This is a genomic window from Achromobacter sp. B7 (assembly GCF_003600685.1).
GTDB classification, from domain to species: Bacteria; Pseudomonadota; Gammaproteobacteria; order Burkholderiales; family Burkholderiaceae_B; genus Achromobacter; species Achromobacter spanius_B.
This window is the reverse complement of the sequence record NZ_CP032084.1, coordinates 5005532-5023524: the sequence shown is the minus strand read 5'-3', so window position 1 is coordinate 5023524 and position 17993 is coordinate 5005532. Positions and strand designations below refer to the sequence as shown.

The following is a 17993-nucleotide window of genomic DNA, read 5'->3' as shown; positions in this document are numbered from 1 at the left end:
AGGGGGGCGCGGCGATGCCATCGCCGCGCACTCCTTTTGGCCTGACCTGCCGTGTCGCTCTATCGCAAACAAGCCCTGGCCGCGCAACGCACCGCGCCGCTGGGCGATATCGTCCTGATCCGACCGGTGTCGTTTGCGCTGGTCACGGCGGCGCTGGGCGGCTTTGTGTTGCTGGTCTGCCTGTTCCTGGCCTTCGGCACCTACACCAAGCGTGCCACGGTCAGCGGCCGGCTTGCTCCGGATACGGGCCTGCTGAAGCTGTATGTGCGCGACGCCGGCGTGGTGGTTGAAAGGCGGGTGCGGGAAGGCCAGCATGTGAACGCGGGCGACGTGCTGTACGTGGTGTCCGGCGACCGGCAAAGCGCCATGGGCGACACGCAGCAAGTCATCAGCGGGCAGATCCGTCAGCGGCAGGACAGCCTGCGCGTCGCGCGCCAGAAAACGTTGTTGCTGCAACAGGGCGAACGCGATCTGTTGACGGCCGGCGTGGCGAGCCTGCGCGCGCAGCTGACGGCCATCGATAGCCAGATCGACGGCCAGCGCGCCCGCATCAAGCTGGCCGAAGACAGCGCGCAGCGCTATCGCAACCTGATGGACAAGGGCTATCTGTCGCCCGAGGAATCCGACGCGAAGCGCGCCGAACTGCTAGAGCAACGCAACCAGTTGCAGGCGTTGCTGCGCGATCGCATCGGCCTGGGACTGGACCTGTCCACACGGCAGGCCGGCTTGGCCGACCTGGGCTTGCGACAGCAAAATCAGCTGGCGCAACTGGACCGCGACCTGGCGGGCGTGGAAGTGGAATTGACGCAAAGCGAAGCGCGGCGCCAGATGCTGGTCACCGCCCCGCAAGCGGGCGTGCTCACGGCCGTGACGGCCGACGTGGGCCAGGCGGTGGACACGGCGCGGCCGCTGGCCACCATCGTGCCGGACGGCGCGAAGCTGGTGGCCGAACTGTATGCGCCCAGCCGCGCGGTGGGCTTCGTGGCGCCGGGCGATGCGGTGCTGATGCGCTTTGCCGCCTACCCCTACCAAACGTACGGCCAGCAAGCGGGCGTGGTGCAGAACGTCACGCAAAGCGCCTTGCCGGAATGGCAGTTGCACGACGGGGCAAGCGCCGATGCCACCCCGCCCGGCGGCCCTGGCGGCAACAACGCCAACGCGGGCGCCCCGGGAGAGCCGATGTACCGCATCACCGTGTTGCTGCAAACACCGGTGCGCGGACCCGATGGGCAGTCGCTGACCCTGCGCCCCGGCATGCGCCTGGACGCCGACCTGCTGCAACAGACGCGGCGGCTCTATCAATGGGCCATCGACCCCGCCCACCAACTGGCGGGAAAACTATGACGATGCTTGAACGCCTGACGCTGGGCGTCAAACGCCGCGTGCCGCGCCTGTTGCAGACCGAGGCGGCCGAATGCGGGCTGGCCTGCGTGGGCATGATCGCCGGCTTTCATGGGCATCACCAAAGCCTGGCCAGCCTGCGCGGCCGCTTTCCGGTGTCGCTGTCAGGCTCGACCCTGGCGACGCTGATCCATGTGGCCAGCCAGCTGGGGCTGGCCTCGCGTCCCGTCAAGGCGGGGTTGGGCGCGTTGGGCAAGCTGGCGCTGCCGTGCATCCTGCACTGGGAGTTCAACCACTTTGTGGTGCTGACCGCCATCAATGGGCGGTGGGCCACGCTGATCGATCCGGCGCGCGGCACCCGCAAGGTCGCCATCAGCGAGTTGTCGGCGTCGTACACCGGCGTGGCCCTGGAACTTTGGCCCACGCCGGATTTCGTCACCGCGCACGAGGCGCGGCCCGTGCGGCTGCGCGAACTGACCGGGCGCATCGCGGGCCTGGGCGCGGCGTTTTCACAAGTGCTGCTGTTGGCGCTGGCGCTGGAAGTGCTGACGGTGGTGCAGCCCTTCTTTCTGCAATGGGTGGTGGACCATGTGCTGAACACCGGCGACCGCGACCTGCTGACCACCTTGGCGCTGGCCTTCGGGCTGTTGATGGTGATGCTGCAACTGACCTCGGTCGCGCGCAGCTGGATGCTGCTGTACCTGGGCACGACGCTGAATCTGCAATGGCGCACGAACGTCTTCACGCATCTGCTGCGCTTGCCGGTCGGCTATTTCGAACGGCGTCACCTGGGCGACATCGTGTCGCGCTTCGGCGCCATCGACGCCATCCAGCGCACCGTGACCACGTCGTTCCTGGAAGCCCTGCTGGACGGCATGGTGATGGTGATTACGCTGGTGCTGATGTTCCTGTACAGCCCGCCGCTGGCGTGGATCGCGTTGGGGGCAATGGCGCTGTATGGGCTTGCGCGGTGGGCCGGCTATGCGTCGCTGCGCTACGCCACCGAAGAGCACATCGTGCACGCCGCGAAAGAACAGTCGCACTTTCTGGAAACGGTGCGCGGCGTCAAGGCCATCAAGCTGTTCCAGCATCAGGACGACCGCCGATCACGGTGGCTGGCCTTGCTGGTCAATGAAATCAACGCCGATTTGCGTGTACAGAAATGGACGCTGTTTTTTCGCACGTTCAATGGCTTGCTGTTCGGGCTGTCGTCCATTGCCATTCTGTGGTCGGGCGCGCGGCTGGTGCTGAACGGCCAGTTCACCGTCGGCGCCTTGCTGGCGTTCATTGTTTACAAGACGCTGTTCGACAAGCGCGTGGCGGCGTTGCTGGACAAGCTGGTGGACGTGAAGATGTTGCGGCTGCAAGGCGAGCGGCTGGCCGATATCGTGCGCGAAGCGCCGGAGGCCATCGATGAAACGCCGCGCGACATCGCAGATCCTGGCGGCGGCGCTGGCGTGCGCCCGCCCGTGATCGAGGTGCGCAACCTGCGCTTTCGTTACAGCCCGCATGAACCCTATGTGCTGGACGGCGTGAGCCTGCGGATCGAGTCGGGCGAATCCGTGGCCATCACCGGGCCATCGGGCGGCGGCAAGACCACGCTGGTCAATATCCTGCTGGGTATTCTTACGCCCACCGATGGCGAAGTGCTGGTGGACGGCGCACCGGTGCGCGGCCCGGGCGCGGCGTCGCTGCGCAAGATGGCGGGCACGGTCTTGCAGGACGATGTGCTGTTTGCGGGTTCCATCGGCGAGAACATCAGTTTTTTCGATCCGCGTTTCAATGCCGATCGCGCGCAGCGCTGCGCCCGCATCGCCGCCATTCACGACGATATCGTTGCCATGCCCATGGGCTACAACACGCTGGTGGGCGATATGGGCACGGTGCTGTCGGGCGGCCAGAAGCAGCGCGTGCTGCTGGCGCGGGCGCTGTACAAGCAGCCGTCCGTGCTGTTCCTGGACGAGGCCACCAGCCATTTGGACATCGACCGTGAACGCGTGGTCAACACGGCGATTGCGCGGCTGGCCATGACGCGCGTCATCGTTGCGCATCGGCCGGACACCATCGCCGCCGCGGGCCGCGAGATATCGCTGGTGGATGGAAAGATTGCCGCCGACAGCGGGCGGCGCAGCGCTACGCCGGCCGGCCGAACACGCCGCCGCGTCGAGCCACTAACGTCGCCTGTGTGCGATTAAGCACGCCGAGTGCGGCCAGGATGGCCGACACGTGCGTCTTCACGGTTTTTTCCGTCATGCTCAAGCGCTCGGAGATTTCTTTGTTGCGCAGGCCATCGCACATCAGCCGCAACACTTCCTGCTGACGCGGCGTCAGCGTGCGCAGCAGCGCCGCTTCGTCTTGCGTGGGGTGCGCGTCGCCGCCGGCCGCTGACAGGTGCAGGGGCGGGGAGGCATCGTTGATGGCATCCAGCGCGGCCACCAGTTCCTGGCAACTGGCCGACTTGTTCATGAAGGCCTGGGCGCCGGCTTCCATGGCGCGGCGCCGGTCTTCGGGGTCTTCCGAAGCGGACAGCACCAGTACGCGCAATTGCGAACGACGTTGTCGCATGCGCCGCAGCAATTCCGCGCCGGCGATATCCGGTAGGTAGTAGTCCATGATTACATTAGTGATGTCGTCATGGCGGGCCAGCACCTCCAGCGCGTCCCGGCCATTGGCGGCCGGATGCAGCGTCAACGTGGGTACCGCGTTGGCCAAGGCCAGGGCGAGGGCTTCGCGGAACATGGCGTGGTCGTCGACCAGCAGTACGGCCGTCATTCGGTATCTCCAGAGGACGCGGTGGCGTGCGTCGCTTGCAGCAGCGCGGCTACGCGTTCGCGCAGTGCCTGCACCGCAACGGGCTTGTGCAGCAGGGGGATGCCACGGTCGGCGGCTTCGGCCAGGCGGGCGGGGTCCGTGTCGCCGCTGACCAGCAGGGCGGGCAAGTCCGGGTCGTTGTATTCCTCGCGCAGCCGCTCGATGACGTGGATGCCGGTCTCGTGGTCGCGCAGGCGATAGTCGCTGACGATCAGCGATGGGCGTTCGGCCAGCGGCAGCACGCGTTCAAATAGGGCGTTACCGCTGGTGGCGCCAATGACGCGGCAGCCCCAGCTTTCAAACAGCATCGTCAAGCCGGCCAGGTTTTGCGCATCGTCGTCCACCAACAGCACCAGCTGTCCGGGCAAGACGGTGTCGCCGGCCATCGCGCGCGCATCGCAGGGCGCGGCGCTGACGTTGGACAGGCCCGCTTGGGTGGGGTCCGCGATGGGCGTCGTCAACATGAACGCGGTGCCACGACCCGCCTGCGAACGCAGCGCCAGCGGATGCCCCAGCAGCGTGGCGGTGCGGCGCACGATGGCCAGCCCCAGCCCCAGGCCCTTGCTGCGGTCTCGTTCGGGATTGCCCAGCTGGTGGAATTCCCAGAACACCCGTTCTTGCTCGGCCGCCGGAATGCCGACGCCGTTGTCCCACACTTCAATGCGCAGCTGGCCCGCCACGCGGCGGCAGCCGATCAGCACGCGCCCGCCGGTGGTGTGGGTGATGGCGTTGCTGATCAGGTTGCGCAGGATGCGTTCCAGCAGCACCGGGTCGGACCAGATGCAGGCGGAACACGCGCGCACGCGCAGCGACATGCCTTTTTCGCGCGCTTGCGGGGCGTATTCGGCGCGTAACCGATCCAGCAGCGGGTTCAGCGCAAAGCCCTGCCAACGCGGTTCGATCACGCCGGCATCCAGCCGCGACAGGTTCAGCAAGGCATCGAACAACTGCCCCATTGCCGCCATGGCGCTGCCGATGTTGTCCACCAGATAGTGACCGTGACGTGACAGCGGTTCGTTTGTCAGCAAGCCCAGGAACAGGTTGACCGCGTGCACGGGCTGGCGCAGGTCGTGGCTGGCGGCTGCCAGGAAGCGCGATTTTTCCAGGTCGCTGCGTTCGGCGGCAATCTTTTCCTGGCGTACCTGTTCCAGCAGCGCCAGGTTTTCATACCCCAGCCGCAGCGCGTCCAGATGCGTGCGGTTCATGCGGTGGATGAAGGCCAGCGTGGCGACCAGATAGGCCAGGCCGCCCGTGACCAGCGCCAGGTGGATGGCCGAGGGCTGCGCGGCCAAGGCGATGAACATGGGCGCGAATGCCGGCACCTCGAACGCGTACATCACCGGCAGCAGCATGTAGTTCGAATAGATGGCGCCGGTGCCCAGCCCGAACAGGATGACGATGAAGAACAGCTGGTATTCCAGCGGAACGAACAGCGTCCAGTAGGCAAAGGGCAGGCCCCACAGCAGGCCGGACGTCAGGTTGCCCACCAGCATGCGCCGCAGCCAGCGTTCGGCCGCGCCGGGGTCGGCGCGATGGTGGTCGTAGGCGATGACGGCGGCCAGGCGCAGCACGCCGACCACTAATGTGGCGCCGATCCACCACAGCACTTCGTGCAGCGGCAAGACGTTGTGCAAGGCGTAAGCCGAGAAGCAGGCCGTGATCAGGGACCCCGCCAGCGCGAAGGGAAAGCTGCGGCGCAAGGCGTCGATCTGCACCTGCTGGATGCGGGCGCCGTAGCTGGAGGTGGACGCGGTGGCGGAAGGGGAGTGACCTGGGGTGGGCTGCACCGGCGGATTTTAGACCGATTGCATCGCGCCCGGCTAAAGGTTCCGCCGTGCCTGCCGTAAGCCCAAACGTGGCCGCCTGTTTCGTGGGGGGGGCTGCGTACCCGTGCCGTCCGGCATGGGCTGTGGCAGTAAGAAGGCAAGAATGAAAATCACCTCGTTGCGCAACCGTATTTTATTGATCACCTGCTTTACCGTCGTAGGCGCCCTGGTTTTGTCGGGCATCACCACCTACCAGATCGTGCGCAGCAACATGATGGCAACCATCTCGGGCAACCTGGACGCCATTGCAGCCGGCAACGCCAGCGCCATCGAGCGCTGGTCGGCGGACAAGGCGCAAGCGGTTTCCGCCACTGCCGCCGTGGTGGAAAAGGGCGACCCGCGCGGCCTGACCAAGCTGATGGGCGAGACCAACGGCTTTCCCATTTCGACGATAGGCTGGTCCGACAAGACGTTTTTCTCGACGACGCAAACCGCCGCCGACTACGACCCCACCGCGCGGCCCTGGTACAAGAGCGCGGTCGCGGCGGGCAAGCTGACCGTGACCAAGCCGTACGGCGATTCCGGCACCGGCAAGCTGTACGTGGCGTTCACCGCGCCGATGGTACGCAGCGGGCAGACGGTGGGCGTGCTGAGCGGCGCGGTGCCGCTCGATGGCATCCAGAGCATCATCCGCGCGATCCGTCCCACGCCGTCCAGCCTGGCATTCGTGGTGGCGACCGACGGGCAGGTCATCTCGCACGTGAATGACAAGCTGGCGTTGAAGCCGTCCACCGACGTGGCCCCGGAACTGACCCCGGCCGCGCTCACGGCCATGGCGCAGGAGGGCGCCGACCCCATCACGGTCAGCCTGGACGGCCAGAAAAAGCTGCTGAAGGCGCGCCGCATTCCCGGCACCGACTGGTCGCTGGTGATTGCGCTGGACAGCGCCGAAGCCACGGCGGGCTTGACCCAGGTGCTGAACGCCACGCTGATTTCGCTGGTGGTGCTGACCCTGGTGGCCGTGGGCATTGCCAGTGTGGTGACATCCCGCGCCTTCAAGCGCCTGTCGGCGGTGCGCGACGCCATGGACACCATCGGCTCGGGCGACGGCGACATGACGCATCGGCTGGACGTGGTCGGGCACGACGAGGTGGCGCAGATCTCGGCCTCGTTCAACGCGTTTGTCGACAAAATCAGCCATGTGATGCTGGACGTGCGCACGGGCGTGCATTCGATGTCGGCCGCCACGCGCGAGATCGACATGGGTAACCGCGACCTGTCGCAGCGCACGGAAACGTCGGCCGGCTCGTTGCAGGAGACGTCGTCGGCGTTGACGCAGATGACCTCCAGCGTGCGCCAGACCGAAGAGGCCGCCGAACACGCCAAGCGCCTGGCCACGGAAGCCAGCGTGGCGGCCGAGCGCGGCGGCAAGGTGGTGACGGACGCGGTGACGACGATGAGCGCGATTTCGCAGTCGTCGCAACGCATTACCGAAATCATCAGCGTGATCGACAGCATTGCGTTCCAGACGAACATCCTGGCGCTGAACGCGGCGGTGGAAGCGGCGCGCGCGGGCGAGCAGGGGCGCGGCTTTGCGGTGGTGGCGGGCGAAGTGCGCACGCTGGCGCAACGCAGCGCGGCGTCGGCACAGGAAATCCGCACGCTGATCCAGGCGTCGGTTGAAAACGTCAAGAGCGGCACCGAGCGTGTGCAGGCGGCGGGCTCGACCATGAGCGAAATCGTGGACGGCATTGCCCGCGTGCAGCGCCTGGTCAACGAGATCCACGGCGCGATGACCGAGCAAGCCGTCGGCATCAGCCAGATTGACCGCAGCGTGGCCGACATGGATCAAGCCACCCAGCAGAACGCGGCCCTGGTGGAAGAATCCGCCGCGGCCTCGGCGATGCTGAGCGACCAGGCGCGCGCGCTGGCCGACACGGTGGGACTGTTCAAGCTGCGCGGTGACGCGCACGGCGGCCAGCCCGGCACAATGCTGGCGCTGCCGCGCGCGGCGTAGGACGGGCGGGGCTGGGCAACGCCGGCACGCCCGCGGCGGCTGGCGCTTGGCAGGCATCCCGGCAAGCGTCCCGGCGAGCGCCCGGGCAGGGATTCCGGCGGGCAACCCGGCAGGCAACCCGGCAGGTTCGGGCCGGGTAAGCCCGGTTCGAATTGCGCTGGGGAGTTGCCCGGCGGCGCGGTTGGCAGCAGAATCCGTCATACCGTGATCGAACAAGGGATGGATGAATGATGGCCGCCGCCACCGCCGTAACGCCGCAGGATGTGATGATTCCCACCGCCCATGGCCGCATCCACGCCAGGGTTTGGTCGGGCGCCGCTGTGTCCGACCGCGCCACGCCAATCGTCCTGTTGCATGATTCCCTGGGCAGCGTCGGCCTGTGGCGCGACTTCCCCGCGAACCTTGCCGCCGCCACCGGCCGCACCGTCATCGCCTACGACCGCCTGGGCTTTGGCGAGTCGGACCCGCACCCCGGCAAGTTGAACGCCGACTTCGTTTTCGACGAAGCGCATGACGCCTTTGCCGCGCTGGCCCGGCACTTTGAACTGTCGCGCTTCATCGCGTTCGGCCATAGCGTGGGCGGGGGCATGGCGGTTGCCATCGCCGCCGCGTATCCGCAGGCCTGCGCGGGCGTCATCACCGAATCCGCCCAGCAATTCGTCGAAGACCGCACGCTGGCCGGCATCCGCGAGGCCGGCGAACAATTTCGCGACCCCGCCCAGCTGGAACGCCTCAAGCGCTACCACGGCGACAAGGCGCAATGGGTGCTGGACGCGTGGGTGCATACGTGGCAATCGGCCGAATTCGCCGATTGGAATCTGGACGACACCCTGCCGCGCGTGCAGGCGCCGTTCTTGGCCATCCACGGCGAAAACGACGAGTACGGGTCGATGCGCCATCCGGACAAATTCGTAGCCTTGGCCGGCGGACCCTCGCGGATGCTGGCGCTGGCCGGCTGCGGCCACGTGCCGCATCGTGAAAACGAAGCGGTGGTGCTGGAAGCCGTGCAGTCCTTCCTGGCCCGGCACAAGCTCTGACCGGCTGAAGCGGCGCGGGTCGCCGCGCGGATAGTTCCAGGCGTTCGGCCGGATTTGTCGCGGCCCGTTCGCCCGTCTTGCCGGACTTGCGCCGGCCTTGCGCCGCCCCTTCAGCCCCCGGCGCGGTTAATTTCTCTAGGCGCCTGCCGTTAACGCGTTAGCAGTTCCAACAAGAATTCAGACAAAAACCCGGGCAGGCACTGCCCACTGCGGACGCCCCATGACCCTAATCAGCTCGTTGGCAGGCGCGACCGGCGTCGCCCCGCTCAGTACCCCCGTTACGGTGATCCGCGCGGGGCAGACCATTGCCCCGGTCGCGACGTCGGCTGACGCCACGGCGTCCTCCCGATCGTCTGTCGTGATGCTGGGCCAGGGCGTCTCCACCGCCGCCGGTTCGGTCTACGACGAGACCGGCACCGTGCCGGACGCGCTGGCCGTTGCCATGTCCAAGTCCGTGGACGCGCGCACCCGTATCAACCCGTTCGCCGAGGTGGGCGCGGCGGTGCTGAACCGCTTGCGCACCGACGGCGCCAACCATACCCAGTGGATGCCGTCCACGCGCATCGCGGCGTCGGCCTCGGCCGCTGCCGACGCCGGCCCCTTGTCCGAAGCCGATCTGCGGGCCGACAACGCGGTGTCCTTGCGCATCGACACCGCCAGCGGCGTCAAGGTGCAGGTCACCTTGCAAAGCGGCAAGGAAGGCATGTCGGTGCAGATCGACGTGGCCGAAGGCGAATTGAACGAAGACGAACGCCGCGCCATCGCCGCGCTGTCCGGTGCGTTCCAGGATGCGCTGGACGGCCTGGCCGAGGTGCCGCCGCGCTGGTCGCTGACCAAGCTGGCCAACGGCAGCTCGCCATTGCTGTCCTCGATCAGCCTGCGCGAGACGCGCCTGGTCGACGGCGCCGAGCAGACCGTGGATTTCCAGGCGGACGCCAAGCAAAAGAGTCTGACCGTGTCCAGCGTGATGGGCGTGGTCAAGGTGGATGTGGACCTGACCCAGCCCGTTGCCCTGGGTTCGGCCCAGCAACAGTCGGCCGCCGTCGCCAAGTACTTGCAGCAGTTCGACCGCGCCCAGCGCCGGGGCTCGGGCGACGAGGCGCTGATGAGCACGTTCAAGGATGTGTTCTCGTCCATGCACGGCAGCTATGGCGCCGCGCAGGTTCCGGCGGCCGACACCACCACGCGCCGCTTGCCGGCCGTCGACGCGCATCGCAGCCTGTTGTCGGGCCTGGCGGATTTCTCGGCGTCTATCGAGCAGGTGCGCAACGCCATCAACCCGGCCAAGCCAAAGGAAATCGACGGCTTTTCGTTCCAGGCCTCGCAAAGCAGCCAGGTGTCGGGCAAGGCCGGTTGGGACCTGGCGGTGTCGCAAACGCAGCAGTCCACGTTGACCGCCAGTTATCACCGGTCGTTCTCGCCGGACGTGCAACTGGCGCTGACCGACGACGAGAAGACGCAGAACTATCTGTACTTCCAGATTCATGACACGACCAGCAGCAAGACGGACGTGGCCTACCAGGAAGGCGTGCTGGCGACCGCAACGTTGAACGAAGCGCGCACGCAAAGCACGCAGGTGTCCAAGTACATCAAGGGCAAGCTGCTGGACCAATCGTTCATGCCGTCGTCTGAGTCGAATTCGCGCAACCTGATGTCGCTGGTGCAGGCCGCGAAGCTGGACGAAACCGAGAACGATCCGATGATGCCGCGTGACCAGGCCGAAGAAATTCTGCGCCGCAAGTACCTGGACCTGGCGCATCAGGCGGCGGACCTGCGCCTGGGGTGATCGATTCCGCGTCTGGATCGGCGCGCAAGGTGTCCTTTACTATGGCTGCATGAGCCCACGAAAGACACCCGCCAAACCCCGCGCCGACGCCTGCATCCGCGTTCGCGGCGCGCGTGAACACAATCTGAAGAACGTCGATGTGGATATCCCGAGAGACGCGCTGGTCGTGTTTTCCGGGGTGTCCGGATCGGGCAAATCGTCGCTGGCCTTCGGCACGCTGTACGCCGAAGCGCAGCGGCGTTATCTGGAATCGTTGTCGCCCTATGCGCGCCGCCTGATCGATCAGGTGGGCGTGCCGGACGTGGACGCCATCGAGGGGCTGCCGCCGGCGGTGGCGCTGCAACAGCAGCGCGGCACGCCCAATGTGCGTTCCACGGTGGGCAGCGTGACAACGCTTTCCAGCATGTTGCGCATGCTGTATTCGCGCGCCGGCACCTACCCGGCCAACCAGCCCATGCTGTACGCCGAGGACTTCTCGCCGAACACGCCGCAGGGTGCCTGCCCCAATTGCCATGGCCTGGGCTACGTGTACGACGTGACCGAAGCGTCCATGGTGCCCGACCCGTCGTTGACCATCCGAGAGCGCGCCATTGCATCCTGGCCCCCGGCCTGGCACGGCCAGAACCTGCGCGACATCCTGGTCACGCTGGGTTACGACGTCGACATCCCGTGGCGCGAGTTGAAAAAGAAAGACCGCGACTGGATCCTGTACACCGATGAGCAACCCACGGTGCCGGTCTACGCGGGCTTCACGCCGGCCGAGACCCGCGCCGCCTTGCGCGCCAAGCAGGAACCCAGCTACATGGGCACCTACACCGGCGCGCGCCGCTACGTGATGCACACGTTCGCCACCACGCAAAGCGCGATGATGAAAAAACGCGTGGCCCGCTTCATGACGGGTGCGGCGTGCCCGGCCTGCGATGGCCGCCGCCTGAAGCCCGAGGCGCTGTCCGTGACGTTTGCGGGCATGGATATCGGCAGCTTGTCGCGCCTGCCGCTGGCGCGCATCGCCGAGGTGCTTACGCCCGCCGCACGCGGCCAGTTCGACGCGCCCGCCACCGCCGGCGCGCGCAGCCGCGCCACCACCCGCAAGGACAACGCGCGCCGCGTCGCGGCCGGAGGCCTGGCGCACGCGGGCAGCACCGATGTACGTCGCACGCCAGACCTGTCTCCGGAAAAGCGCATTGCCGCGCAGCGCATCGCGCATGACCTGGTCGAGCGCATCGGCACCTTGCAGGCGCTGGGCCTGGGCTACCTGGCGATGGACCGCGCCACGCCCACGCTGTCGCCGGGCGAGCTGCAACGGCTGCGCCTGGCCACGCAGATCCGCTCCAATCTGTTCGGCGTGGTGTATGTGCTGGACGAACCGTCGGCCGGCCTGCATCCCGCCGACGGCCAGGCGCTGCATCGCGCGCTGGACCAACTCAAAGACGCGGGCAATACCCTATTCGTGGTCGAGCATGACCTGGACACCCTGCGCCGCGCCGACTGGCTGGTGGACGTAGGCCCGGGCGCGGGCCAGCATGGCGGGCAGGTGCTGTACAGCGGCCCGCCGGCAGGCTTGAAGAAGGTGCCTGATTCGTTGACGGCGCGCTACCTGTTCAACGCCGCGCCGGCCGCCAGGGTCGCCGTGCGCGAGCCCGCCGGCTGGCTGTCCTTGCGCGGCGTCCATCGCAACAACCTGCACGGCATCGACGCGCGTTTTCCGCTGGGCGCGTTCACGGCGGTGACGGGGGTGTCGGGCTCGGGCAAGTCCAGCCTGGTCAGCCAGGCGCTGGTCGAATTGATCGGCGAGCACCTGGGCCAGGAACCGGTCGCTGAAGATCCCGATGGCGATCTGCCGCGGGCCGATGGCCCGCCGCGCACGACCGGCCGCATCGACGCAGGGGCCGACGCCATCAAGCGGCTGGTCAACGTGGACCAGAAGCCCATCGGCCGCACGCCCCGATCCAACCTGGCGACCTACACCGGGCTGTTCGACCACGTGCGAAAACTATTCGCGGACACCCGCGCCGCCAAGTCGCGGCGTTATGGGGCAGGCCGATTTTCGTTCAACGTGGCGCAAGGCCGCTGCGACACCTGCGAAGGCGAAGGCTTCGTGCACGTTGAACTGCTGTTCATGCCCAGCGTGTACGCGCCATGTCCCGTCTGCCACGGCAGCCGCTACAACGCCAAGACGCTGGAAATCGAATGGAACGGCCGCAACATCGCCCAGGTGTTGGCGATGACGGTGGACGAAGCGCTGGCGTTCTTCAAGGACGAACCCGCGGTCCAACGTCCGCTGTCCCTGCTGCACGAGATCGGCCTGGGCTATCTGCGCCTGGGGCAACCCGCCACCGAGCTGTCCGGCGGCGAAGCGCAACGCATCAAGCTGGCCACCGAACTGCAACGCAGCCAGCGCGGCAACACGCTCTACGTGCTGGACGAACCCACCACCGGCCTGCACGCGGCCGATGTGGACAAGCTGATGGCGCAACTGCACGGCCTGGTGGATGCCGGCAACACGGTCGTGGTGGTGGAACACGACCTGCGCGTGGTCGCCAACAGCGACTGGATGATCGACGTGGGCCCCGGCGCGGGCGACGAAGGCGGCCGCATCGTGGCCGAAGGCGCCCCGGCGCAGGTCAGCCGGGCAGGCAAGGGCGCCACGGCGCCGTTCCTGAAACGGGTGCTGGCGGGCGGTTGACTTGGGGGAACCCCGGTGAGCCTGTGCGCTACAACTCGCTTTCCAGCGTCTTCTGCATGCGTTCCATGCTTTCCTGGCTGACCTGGATCACGCCGGTGCCGGGTTGGTCGATGTCGACGATGAAGGTCAGCACCAGTGAGATCAGCGCGGCGAACAGGCCAGTGGATACCAGCCGCCTGCGGTTGTGCAGGCCGGTGCCGTAGGCAATGAAACCGACGGCGCCGATGCTGACGATGAACAGCAGGTAGAACACCGGTTCGGGCACGTGGTTTTCCAGGGCGACGCGGCGCTTTTCGTTCACCTGGGCCATCTCGTTGATGGCCTGGATGAACATGATGGTGGCGATGGCGGGCGGGTTGTCGGCGCTGGCGGCGGTGATGGCGCGGATCTCGCGTTCGATCCGGCGGGTGGTGACGTTGGCGGCGTCAAAGCGCTGCGCGTCGTTCTCGGCATCGTGCAGTTCCAGCGCGGCGCGTATGTATTCCAACAGCAGCGGTGGGACCTTTTCGCGCGCGGCCGGCGCGATCAACTGAGACCGCCAGTACGCGTTGCCGATGGCGTTGGCCTCTTCCAGCACCAGGTTCTTGCGCGCCTCGAAGCGCGTCACCGACATCGCGAACGTAAAGCCCAGCAGCAGGGCCAGCAAGCCCAGCAGGGCGGTTTGCAGTGCGCTGATGTGCGTCTTGTGCGCCTCGTCCGCCGGCTTGCGTTGCTTGCGGCCCAGCCGGAAGCAAAGTTCGATCACGCCCAGGAATACGATGACGCCGATGAAGAAGAGATAGGACTCGTTGAAATTCCGCAGCATGGCGCTCCCCGTCGGACAGTCGCCAGCGTATGCGGATTGCCTGGCCGCGGCAAGATCTGACATGCCCGGGTGCCTGTCAGCGAAACGCCAACATCTTGGGGTAAGGTGTCGACTTTCCCCTATCAAGACCCGCACGGAGCAGAACTTGAAAACCCGCAAACTCGGCCGTACCGACCTGGATGTCAGCCTGATTGGATTGGGCACCATGACCTGGGGCGAACAAAATTCCGAGGCCGACGCCCATCAACAACTGGACTACGCGCTGTCGCGCGGCGTGAACCTGGTGGACGTGGCCGAAATGTACCCGGTGCCGCCCAAGCCCGAAACGCAAGGCCTGACCGAAACCTATATCGGCACCTGGCTGGCGCGCACCAAGCGCCGGCAGGACATCGTGCTGGCCAGCAAGGTGGCGGGCCCGGTGCGTGACCCCAAGCGCCCCGGTCACATCCGCGACGGCAAGACCTTTCTGGACCGCAAGAACTTGACCGAAGCGCTGGACGCCAGCCTGAAGCGCTTGCAGACGGACTACCTGGATCTGTACCAGCTGCATTGGCCCGACCGCACGACGGCCACCTTCGGCCAGCTGAACTACCCGTGGGTTCAGGACGAGCACACCGTGCCGATCGAGGAAACCCTGTCCGTGCTTCAGGACTTCGTGCGCGCCGGCAAGGTGCGCCACGTGGGCGTGTCCAATGAAACGCCCTGGGGCCTGTCGCAGTTCCTGCGTCATGCGGACACGCAGAACCTGCCGCGTGTCGTGTCGATCCAGAACGCGTACAGCCTCTTGAACCGCGTGTTTGAAATCGGCCTGTCGGAATTCACGCACCACGAAGGCGTGGGCCTGCTGGCGTACTCGCCCTTGGCGATGGGCATGCTTTGCGGGAAGTACCTGAATGGCGCCCGGCCCGAAGGCGCGCGCCTGACGCGCTACACGCGTTTCACGCGCTACAGCAATCCGCAGGCCGAAGCGGCCACCGCCGAATACGTGGCGTTGGCGCGCGAGCACGGCGTGTCGCCCACGCACCTGGCCCTGGCCTGGGTGAACCAGCGCCCGTTCGTCACCAGCAACCTGATCGGCGCGACCTCGCTTGAACAGCTCAAGGAAAACATCGACAGCGCGGATGTGACGCTGTCGCCGGAACTGTTGAAGGCGATCGACGCCATCCACGTGCGCTACCCGAACCCGGCGCCTTGATTGTGACGGCCGCCGCCACCCCGCGTGACCGCGAGCAGGCGCTGGCCATGCACTTTGGCACCACCAAAGACGGGCTGGTCTATTTCACGCATCACCAGAAGGGCAAGCGCTACGTGGCGCGGCCGGGCACCCCTGGCGTGGCGCAGGCCGGCGCGGCCACTTCCACTGCACTGGACCAGACCTATCGCGTGACCGTGCAGGATTCGCAAGCCAGCGCCGACGCAATGCGGCTGCTGTCACCCGTTGCGTTCGTGGCGGGCACGGGCTTCGTATTGGCGAACCCGGCCGTGGTGTTGTTCGCGTTGCCGGTGGCAGGGCTGGAGCCATAGGGGGCGACGGCTGATGGGGGACGAACTGCCCCCACGTTGCGCCGACTTACGGGTTCACAGGCTGCCCGCCGGCTCAGGCATCCACCTGGCGACATCTGCATCGAACAGGACCCGTAGTTGCCGCCAGCTTCAAGTTCCAGCGGGCACTTGCCACAGGCGATCGGGCTGGAAGTCGGCTTGTTCGCCTTTCTTGGCGTAGCCCAGCGGGTTGGCCACGACGCGGCAGCCGTCTTTGATGTAGTCGTGCGCGCAGTGCAGGTGGCCGTGCATCCAGCAATCGGCCAGTGGCAGCAGCGCGTCCAGCGCGTTGCAGAACCCGGCGGTGCCGGGCGTGACGCCATAGCGCGGGTCGGCGCTGGCCAGCGTGGGGGCGAAGTGCGTGATGGCCAGGGTGGGGCCGTCGAACGGCGTGCGCAGCGCGTCGGTCAGCCATTGCTGGCAGGCCAGGCCCTGTTCACGCATTTGCTCGGCCATGAAGGGGGCGCCGTTGCGGCGCATTTGCGCCTTTTCCAGATAGAAGTCGGCGGCGCGAAATGCCTTGGCGCGCTTGGCCAGGGCCACGCCCAGCGTGTCGGTGTCGGCGGCCAGCGCGTCAAAGTCCGTCCATAACGTAGTGCCCACCAGGCGCACGCCGTCAATCACGCAGGTTTCGCGTTCCAGCCACTGGATGTCCAGCGCGTGGCAGAGCTCGCGCAGCCGTTCATGGGCCTCGTCGAAATCCAGGTTGTCGTATTCATGGTTGCCGGGCACGAATACCACGGGCGTGGGCCAGCCGTTGCGCGGGGCGTAGCTGCCCAGGCCGAAATCGTTGCTGGCCAGCTTGGACCCCTGGCGGTACGAACCGATGTCGCCGGCCAGAACCAGCAGGTCGGCCCCGGGTATGGGACTTGCCACGAAAGTCGGGTCGGTTTCCAGGTGCAGGTCGGAGAGCAATTGAATTTTCATGAGCAATATCTTAGGCCACCTGGCCGGGGGCTGACATGCGCGCAAGGGCCCATCCATGCGACACTTTCCCATTGACTCGCCACAGACAAACAGGAGAACGCCCATGCGTATCGCGATCGCCACGGCCGCCGCGCTGCTGCTGGCCGCCAGCGCCCACGCGCAGCCGCAGCCGCAACCCATGCCGCTCAAATGCGGCAAAGGCTCCACGCAGACCGACATGAACTTGTGTGCCGACCAGGCCTATCGCCAGTCCGACAAAGATCTGAACGCGGCCTACCGCAGCGTCATCGACCGCCTGAAAGACGACAGCACCAAGACGACCCAATTGCAGGCCGCGCAAAAGGCATGGCTGTTTTTTCGCGATGCGGAATGCGCGTTCTCGTCGGGTGGCGCCACCGGTGGCAGCATCTACCCCATGGTCTTGAGCCAGTGCCTGGACAAGCTGACGCAGGCACGCACCAAAGAACTGCGCGCCTACCTCAAGTGCAAGGAAGGCGACACCAGTTGCCCGGTGCCCGGCGCACAATGACGGCTACCGCCGCCCAACGGAGTGCCGCCCAGCGGGATGCCGCCCAACGGGATGCCGCCCAGCGTAGCGCCGCCGAGCAAGATGCCGCCGGCCTGATTGTGGACGCCCATGGCGCACCGCGCTGTTTCTGGCAGCCGTCCATGCCTGACTACCACGACCACGAATGGGGCCGCCCCGTGGGCAGCGACCGCCGGCTGTACGAAAAGATCTGCCTGGAAGGCTTTCAAGCGGGCATGGCCTGGATCACGATCTTGCGCAAGCGCGAGGCCTTTCGCGAGGCGTTCGACGATTTCGACTTCGAACGCGTGGCGCGCTACACCGACCAGGACGTAGACCGGCTGATGGCCAACCCGGGCATCGTGCGCAACCGCGCCAAGATCGTATCCACCATCAACAACGCCCGCCGCGCCGTGGACCTGGCGCTTGAAACCGGGTCCCTGGCGGGCTGGCTGTGGCGGCATGAGCCGGCAGCCACCGAGCGGCCGAAGACGGTGGACCTGGCGTACTGGAACGGCAACCCGACCTCGGCCGCATCGGTCACGCTATCGAAGGCGCTGAAAAAGCGTGGCTGGACGTTCGTGGGGCCGACCACGATGTACGCCTTCATGCAAGCCGTGGGCATGGTCAACGACCACATGAGCGGCTGCGTATGCCACGCCGCCGTCCAGGCCGCGCGCGCACAATTCCAAAGGCCGTAGCCTGGGCCTGGCGTGGGCCTGGCCAGGGGGCCGGTTTTTCCTTTGCGG

14 protein-coding genes are annotated in these 17993 nt (G+C 66.7%); 10 read left to right on the top strand and 4 right to left on the bottom strand.

The genetic code is table 11. The annotated features are described in order from the left end of the window. Positions 1-51: 51 nt before the first annotated feature. Positions 52-1344, top strand: coding sequence for an HlyD family secretion protein (locus tag DVB37_RS22785; RefSeq protein WP_120156842.1), 1293 nt, complete (start codon positions 52-54; stop codon positions 1342-1344). Continuing rightward, positions 1341-3536 (top strand): peptidase domain-containing ABC transporter, encoded by a 2196-nt coding sequence (locus DVB37_RS22780; protein WP_162941271.1) that lies wholly within the window; start codon positions 1341-1343, stop codon positions 3534-3536. The genes DVB37_RS22785 and DVB37_RS22780 overlap by 4 nt, the downstream gene beginning before the upstream one ends. On the opposite strand, the gene DVB37_RS22775 is transcribed toward DVB37_RS22780, so the two are convergent. Then, positions 3475-4113 (bottom strand): response regulator transcription factor, encoded by a 639-nt coding sequence (locus tag DVB37_RS22775; RefSeq protein ID WP_120156840.1) that lies wholly within the window; start codon positions 4111-4113, stop codon positions 3475-3477. The genes DVB37_RS22780 and DVB37_RS22775 overlap by 62 nt on opposite strands. Next, entirely contained in the window at positions 4110-5939 is a 1830-nt protein-coding gene (locus DVB37_RS22770) for a hybrid sensor histidine kinase/response regulator (protein ID WP_120156839.1), read from the bottom strand. Before DVB37_RS22770 ends, DVB37_RS22775 begins: the two co-directional genes overlap by 4 nt. A 142-nt stretch (positions 5940-6081) precedes the next feature. On the opposite strand from DVB37_RS22770, the gene DVB37_RS22765 reads away from it, so the two are divergent. The 4 genes from DVB37_RS22765 to DVB37_RS22750 all read left to right on the top strand — a co-directional run bounded on the left by DVB37_RS22765 (position 6082) and on the right by DVB37_RS22750 (position 13444). Next, positions 6082-7935, top strand: a complete 1854-nt coding sequence (locus DVB37_RS22765) for a methyl-accepting chemotaxis protein (RefSeq protein ID WP_104142203.1) — start codon at positions 6082-6084, stop codon at positions 7933-7935. Positions 7936-8162: 227 nt separating this feature from the next. Further along, positions 8163-8972, top strand: coding sequence for an alpha/beta fold hydrolase (locus DVB37_RS22760; RefSeq protein ID WP_240433970.1), 810 nt, complete (start codon positions 8163-8165; stop codon positions 8970-8972). Between the two features lie 220 nt (positions 8973-9192). Then, entirely contained in the window at positions 9193-10758 is a 1566-nt protein-coding gene (locus tag DVB37_RS22755; protein WP_162941270.1) for a hypothetical protein, read from the top strand. A 49-nt stretch (positions 10759-10807) separates the two neighbouring features. Further along, complete coding sequence (locus tag DVB37_RS22750) at positions 10808-13444, top strand: excinuclease ABC subunit UvrA (protein WP_120156836.1); 2637 nt, start codon at positions 10808-10810, stop codon at positions 13442-13444. 28 nt (positions 13445-13472) lie between these two features. Here DVB37_RS22750 and DVB37_RS22745 read toward each other — a convergent pair whose 3' ends face one another. After that, positions 13473-14249 (bottom strand): DUF4239 domain-containing protein, encoded by a 777-nt coding sequence (locus tag DVB37_RS22745; protein WP_104142208.1) that lies wholly within the window; start codon positions 14247-14249, stop codon positions 13473-13475. A gap of 145 nt (positions 14250-14394) precedes the next feature. Here DVB37_RS22745 and DVB37_RS22740 point away from each other — a divergent pair, with 145 nt between their 5' ends. Further along, positions 14395-15444 (top strand): NADP(H)-dependent aldo-keto reductase, encoded by a 1050-nt coding sequence (locus tag DVB37_RS22740; protein ID WP_120156835.1) that lies wholly within the window; start codon positions 14395-14397, stop codon positions 15442-15444. A gap of 2 nt (positions 15445-15446) precedes the next feature. After that, a complete protein-coding gene (locus DVB37_RS22735; RefSeq protein ID WP_240433969.1) occupies positions 15447-15773 on the top strand; it encodes a hypothetical protein in 327 nt (108 codons plus the stop codon). Positions 15774-15902: 129 nt separating this feature from the next. On the opposite strand, the gene DVB37_RS22730 is transcribed toward DVB37_RS22735, so the two are convergent. After that, on the bottom strand, positions 15903-16718 hold the full coding sequence (locus tag DVB37_RS22730) for a metallophosphoesterase (protein WP_120156834.1): 816 nt from the start codon (positions 16716-16718) through the stop codon (positions 15903-15905). Between the two features lie 103 nt (positions 16719-16821). Here DVB37_RS22730 and DVB37_RS22725 point away from each other — a divergent pair, with 103 nt between their 5' ends. Together DVB37_RS22725 and DVB37_RS22720 are read left to right on the top strand one after the other, a co-directional pair. Then, positions 16822-17247 carry a lysozyme inhibitor LprI family protein gene (locus DVB37_RS22725; protein ID WP_046807107.1) on the top strand — a complete coding sequence of 142 codons (426 nt, stop codon included), beginning with the start codon at positions 16822-16824 and terminating at the stop codon, positions 17245-17247. Further along, a complete protein-coding gene (locus tag DVB37_RS22720) occupies positions 17244-17945 on the top strand; it encodes a DNA-3-methyladenine glycosylase I (protein WP_371683088.1) in 702 nt (233 codons plus the stop codon). The genes DVB37_RS22725 and DVB37_RS22720 overlap by 4 nt, the downstream gene beginning before the upstream one ends. Positions 17946-17993: the final 48 nt, after the last annotated feature.

Coding starts and splice junctions, on each gene's coding strand:
- DVB37_RS22780 (WP_162941271.1), top strand. CDS start 1,341: ATGACGATGCTTGAACGCCTGACGCTGGGCGTCAAACGCCGCGTGCCG.
- DVB37_RS22775 (WP_120156840.1), bottom strand. CDS start 4,113: ATGACGGCCGTACTGCTGGTCGACGACCACGCCATGTTCCGCGAAGCC.
- DVB37_RS22765 (WP_104142203.1), top strand. CDS start 6,082: ATGAAAATCACCTCGTTGCGCAACCGTATTTTATTGATCACCTGCTTT.
- DVB37_RS22760 (WP_240433970.1), top strand. CDS start 8,163: ATGATGGCCGCCGCCACCGCCGTAACGCCGCAGGATGTGATGATTCCC.
- DVB37_RS22755 (WP_162941270.1), top strand. CDS start 9,193: ATGACCCTAATCAGCTCGTTGGCAGGCGCGACCGGCGTCGCCCCGCTC.
- DVB37_RS22750 (WP_120156836.1), top strand. CDS start 10,808: ATGAGCCCACGAAAGACACCCGCCAAACCCCGCGCCGACGCCTGCATC.
- DVB37_RS22745 (WP_104142208.1), bottom strand. CDS start 14,249: ATGCTGCGGAATTTCAACGAGTCCTATCTCTTCTTCATCGGCGTCATC.
- DVB37_RS22730 (WP_120156834.1), bottom strand. CDS start 16,718: ATGAAAATTCAATTGCTCTCCGACCTGCACCTGGAAACCGACCCGACT.
- DVB37_RS22725 (WP_046807107.1), top strand. CDS start 16,822: ATGCGTATCGCGATCGCCACGGCCGCCGCGCTGCTGCTGGCCGCCAGC.
- DVB37_RS22720 (WP_371683088.1), top strand. CDS start 17,244: ATGACGGCTACCGCCGCCCAACGGAGTGCCGCCCAGCGGGATGCCGCC.